Annotated in this window: 7 protein-coding genes; 2 read left to right on the forward strand and 5 right to left on the reverse strand. The window is 73.8% G+C overall.

Annotated features, from left to right (window positions below):
- The first annotated feature begins 2 nt into the window (after window positions 1–2).
- On the forward strand, window positions 3–299 hold the full coding sequence (locus AC1DXK_RS30180) for a hypothetical protein (protein WP_477299649.1): 297 nt from the start codon (window positions 3–5) through the stop codon (window positions 297–299).
- Window positions 300–340: 41 nt separating this feature from the next.
- Here AC1DXK_RS30180 and AC1DXK_RS30185 read toward each other — a convergent pair whose 3' ends face one another.
- Together AC1DXK_RS30185 and AC1DXK_RS30190 are read right to left on the reverse strand one after the other, a co-directional pair.
- Window positions 341–1,054 (reverse strand): hypothetical protein, encoded by a 714-nt coding sequence (locus AC1DXK_RS30185; protein ID WP_457107159.1) that lies wholly within the window; start codon window positions 1,052–1,054, stop codon window positions 341–343.
- 223 nt (window positions 1,055–1,277) lie between these two features.
- The gene (locus AC1DXK_RS30190) at window positions 1,278–1,619 is read right to left on the reverse strand and encodes a hypothetical protein (RefSeq protein ID WP_477299650.1); all 342 of its coding nucleotides are present in this window, start codon (window positions 1,617–1,619) and stop codon (window positions 1,278–1,280) included.
- A 66-nt stretch (window positions 1,620–1,685) separates the two neighbouring features.
- Here AC1DXK_RS30190 and AC1DXK_RS30195 point away from each other — a divergent pair, with 66 nt between their 5' ends.
- Complete coding sequence (locus AC1DXK_RS30195) at window positions 1,686–2,018, forward strand: hypothetical protein (RefSeq protein ID WP_457107161.1); 333 nt, start codon at window positions 1,686–1,688, stop codon at window positions 2,016–2,018.
- Window positions 2,019–2,048: 30 nt separating this feature from the next.
- On the opposite strand, the gene AC1DXK_RS30200 is transcribed toward AC1DXK_RS30195, so the two are convergent.
- The 3 genes from AC1DXK_RS30200 to AC1DXK_RS30210 all read right to left on the reverse strand — a co-directional run bounded on the left by AC1DXK_RS30200 (window position 2,049) and on the right by AC1DXK_RS30210 (window position 4,397).
- Complete coding sequence (locus AC1DXK_RS30200) at window positions 2,049–2,489, reverse strand: hypothetical protein (RefSeq protein ID WP_477299651.1); 441 nt, start codon at window positions 2,487–2,489, stop codon at window positions 2,049–2,051.
- A 148-nt stretch (window positions 2,490–2,637) separates the two neighbouring features.
- A complete protein-coding gene (locus tag AC1DXK_RS30205) occupies window positions 2,638–2,970 on the reverse strand; it encodes a hydroxyisourate hydrolase (RefSeq protein WP_477299652.1) in 333 nt (110 codons plus the stop codon).
- Entirely contained in the window at window positions 2,967–4,397 is a 1,431-nt protein-coding gene (locus tag AC1DXK_RS30210) for an amidase (RefSeq protein WP_477299653.1), read from the reverse strand. Before AC1DXK_RS30210 ends, AC1DXK_RS30205 begins: the two co-directional genes overlap by 4 nt.
- Window positions 4,398–4,551: the final 154 nt, after the last annotated feature.

A 4,551-nucleotide genomic window follows, 5' to 3' on the forward strand; every position in this document is an offset into this window, starting at 1 on the left:
GCCTGAAGGCGGCCATGCAGGTCGAGAGCTACGCCGACCTACTGAAGCCGATCCCCGACGCGGTGGCGCTCCTCAAGGAGTCCGATGCGGACCAGGCGAAGGCCGAACTGCTCGCGCCTGCCGCCGAGGGCGAGGCGACCGTCCAGGAAGCCCAATACTACTATCATCACCATCATCACCATCATCACCGCTTCTACCGGCGGTTCTATCATCACCATCACCACCATCACGGCTACTTCCGGCGGTTCCACCACCATCACCACCATCACCACGGCTACTTCCGGCCCTACGGCTACTGAGCCGCCTGACGCGGAGAGGGGGCGTCCCTCTCCGCACTCCGTCACCGGGGGCTCTTCGCTGCCCCCAGGATCCGCCGGTAGGTCCCGTCGAACACGGTGTTGGTCGCCGAGGTCCACTGCGAATCCGACGCCAGCGTCGACCGGCTGGCATAGATGCGCCGGGACTGCAGTTCGCGCTCCGCGGCTTCGTCCTCGGGCATGGGCACGAGCTCGAAATCATTCTCGGCCGGCACCACGGTGACCTGCATGAACGGCTCGCCGGGCCGGAACACGTGGGTTCCCCCCTCGTCGGGGGCCTTGAAGACCATGAAGTACATCATCGGCCACCAGTGCCGCAGGAGCGCGGGCACCGCGATCGGAACGGTCCCGGTCCGGTCGGTGTAGAAGCGCGGATGGGTCTCGGTCTTGATCGCCCAGCCCTCCTCCACCTTCAGGTCCAGGAGGATCTGGTAGGTGTAGTAGGCCTCCCCGAAGCTCCGGAACGGCGGCCATTGCATGCCGGGCTCCGGCGGCGGGCCGAAATCGCCCTCGAAGACGAGCGCACCGTCGCGCGTGCCGACGCGCAGCTCGGTCTCGTAGGGATAGAACAGCTCGATCCCCGCCTTGGCCGCCTCGGAGAACGGGAGGCAGTGCCACGCATATTCCTGCGAGCCGTCAATGCGGGGTTCGGGGTTGCCCGCCCAGCCGGGGATCTCGAGGCGCGTGCGCCGGGGGCGCAGGCCCGGCTCGATCAGCCTGTACTTGACGTGTCGCATGCGTGGCCATCCCCATGATTCCGGTCCCCGTAACGCCCTGCCCGTCGAGAGGGTTCAGGATCGGTACGACAGGGGGCGCGGGGTGCGGTTTTACGACCCCAGGTGCCGATCGTCCCGTGGCTCCGGTCGCGCGCACGCCAAGATCCCTGTCCGGCCCATGGGACCATCGACGGCGTGCTGCGCCCCCGATCTGCCGTCGGACCGGGAGCCCCTGACCGGGGCGTCAGACCGGGTCCCCGGGCAGCCCCGCCCAGGCCTCGCGGATGAGCGCGAGACGCGGCGCGGCCCGCGCCGCGTCGGCATCGGCGACCTGATGCAGGACGGCCGCCAACGCCTCGGATCCGCCGAGCGCGGCGGCCCCCTCCCCCTGGCGGCGCATGGCGGAGCGGTGCGCGCGCATCGCCGGCCCCGCCTTCGGCCCGGCCTCGATCGCCTCCAGGGTGGCGATCAGGGCGGCCGCGAACGGAGCGACGTCGCGCCAGGAGGCCGCCGACGGCTCCGGCTCGGGCGGCTGGACCTCGGTCGGCGGCGGTGCGGAGAAGTTGGTGGTCAGCGGTCGCTTCATGACGAACCTCCACGGGCGCGGTATGGCGGGGGCCGATCAGCCGCCGCAGAGCTGTAGGAGTAGCGCATGGCCGAAAGGCGGAGGGCCAGCGGATCCGGCGAAGACGGCCTGTCGCGCCATATCCTCCCCACGGCCGGGACGATGGTCGGCGTCTGCACCACCCTGATTGGCCTCGTGAAGATCGCCGAGGACTGGATCGGCCCGAGCCATGTCGACGAGGCCGCGGCCCTCACGGCGATCCTGTTCCTGGTCAGCGCGGTCGCGTCCTACCTGTCGATCCGCCTGGGGGAGGCGAGCGACCTCGCGGTGCGCCTGGAGCGCTGCGCCGACATCTGCTTCGTCATCGGGCTGACCGGCCTGACGATGATCGCGGTCCTGTTCGCCTACGAGACGATCTGACCGGCGCATCCCGGCACGGCGTCTCGGCGGTCAGCGCCGCCGGCGGACCGGCAGGTCGGGCAGGGCATCGCGGTCGGTGAGCGCCGCCGCGAGGATCGCGAACAGGCCGAGATGCACGCCGAGCGCGGCGAGGCCGGGATCGCGCAGGGACCACAGGCCGGCCGCGCCGATCGCCATGAGCGGCGGCCCGATCACGTAGACCGGGATCCGCCACGCGGCCGCCGGGTGCCCGAGGCGCCAGTAGCAGCCCGCGACAGCCGCCAGGGCGAAGCCGCCCTTGATCACCGCCATGAAGCGGATCACCCGTACGAGATCGGGGTCGATGCCCGCTGCCGGTTGCCGCCCGGCCGCGACCCAGGCCACCGGAAGGGCGAGGACGGTCAGCACGGCCAGGAGCCGCCGGGCCGGATTCGCGCCGCGCGCCGGGCGTCCGATCACCGCCACCGGGGCCGTCATCGCCTGGATCCGCATCGGTGTCCTCCCGCCTTCGCCTCGCCGATCGGCGGCGAGTCTAGGCGTCCCGGTGGCGCCGGTCACCCCGCCCGGTGCGGGAGCAGCCGGACCGCGACGTCGCGGCCGCGGCGGCCGGCCCGTGCCCGGAGACGCTTGCCCGCCCGGCTCAGCAGCCGCGGAACAGCGCGACGCCGAAGGCCGTGAATTTCAGCGGCAGATGGCAGTGCTCGTCGGGATCGCCGATCCGGAAGCGGATCGAGGCTTCCTCCAGGAACCCCGTCCCGGCCGCCCCGACGAAATCCCCGATCGCGAAGGCGACCTCGTAGAGGCCGGGGGCGAGCCGCGTCCGCACGATCGGATGGGCGAGCGTCCCGTCGGCGCCGAGGGCGCCCTCCGCGATCAACCGCGGCGAGGCTCCCACGGACAGGACCCGCACGCGCATTCCCGCGGCCGGCCGGCCCGTGGCGGCGTCGACGGCGTGGATCGACAGGCCGGTCACGGCGCCTGGCCCTCCCAGACCATTCGCCAGGGATGGGCGGCCTCGTAGGCTCCCGCCACCGCCACCAGGGTCTCGTCGCGGCCCCAGGGCGCCACGAGCTGGAACCCGATCGGCAGACCCGCGCCCGACGGGCGGCAGGGGATCGAGATTCCCGGGCAGCCCGCGGCGTTGACGAAGCCCGTGAAGGTCGCCGAGCCGCGGGGACCCACCGGCAGCCCGGCGATGCGCTCCGGATGGGTGTCCTCCGCCCGCCAGGGCAATGCCGCCGCGGTCGGGGTCATCAGGAGGTCGTGACCGGCGAACAGGGCGGCGAGGTCCTCGCGCAGGGCCAGCGCCATCCGCTGCACGTCGAACAGGTCGGCCGCCGAGAGGGCCGCCCCGGCCTCCGCCAAGGCGCGGATGTCGGGGCCGAGGGCGTCGAGCCGGCCCGGATGCGCCCGCATCAGCCAGGCGATGCCGGCCTGGCCGAAGACCGGCCACGCCTCCGTGAGGGCGGTCGCCGCGTCGAAGCGGCCGGTCTCGACCCGGTGGCCGAGGCCTTCGAGGCGGCCGGCCGCCTCGGCGACGCTGGCGGCGATCTCAGGATCGACCGGGGCCGACCCGAAGGCCGGGACGGAGAGGATGCGCAACGGCCGGTCCGGGACCGCGGTGCTCCCGAACGGGCCGAAGCCGTGCGGCGCGACGGAATCCGGATCGGCCGCCCCGAGGATCCGCATCGCCGCCGCGAGATCGTCGACCGTGCGCGCCATCGGCCCGACCACCTCCAGGTCGAGCATCATCGGGGGCAGCCCGCCACGTCGCGGCACCCGGCCGGCTGTGGGTTTCAGGCCGACGAGGCCGGTATGGGAGGCGGGGCGGCGGATCGAGCCGCCCGCGTCGGTGCCGAGCGCCAGGGGCGCGATCCCGGAGGCCACCGCCGCCACCGCGCCGCCGCTGGAGCCTCCCGGCGTCAGCGCCGGATCCCACGGGTTGCGGGTGACGCCGTGGACCGGGTTGCCGGTATAGCCCTGGACGGTCAATTCCGGGACGTTGGTCTTGCCCAGGATCACCGCGCCGGCCGCGCGCAGGCGGGCCACGGGCGTCTCGTCCCGGTCCGCCGGCCGCCCCGCAGAGAGCCGGCTCCCCCAGCCGGTCGCGAACCCGGCGACGTTGAGGCTGTCCTTGATGGTCACCGGCACGCCGTCCAGCGGCCCGAGCGGTCGGCCGGCCCGCCAGCGCTCCGCGCTCGCCGCGGCGGCACGCTCCGCGCCCTCGGGATCGACCGCCACCAGGGCGTTGAGCACGGGGTTCACGGCCTCCGCCCGGTCCAGGCAGGCGCGGGCGGCCGCCACCGGGCTCGCCGTCCCGGCCGCGTAGCGGCGTCCCAGGGCGGCGGCCGAGAGGGTCCAGAGCGGGTCTGCCGCGTCGGTTCGATCGGTCCGCGTCATGGTTCCTCCGCGCGATGCGCGATCCAGCGGGCGAGCGGCCCGCTCAGGCCCGTGGCCGGCTTCGCGGGCGGCCGGGCGAAGCGTCCGGCCCGGGGTGGCCGCGTCCCGAGCCGCACCAGAGCCTGCGCTTGGCCCAGGGCCGCCGCCAGCGGGT

It is taken from the genome of Methylobacterium sp. P3_A11 (genome assembly GCF_056403155.1).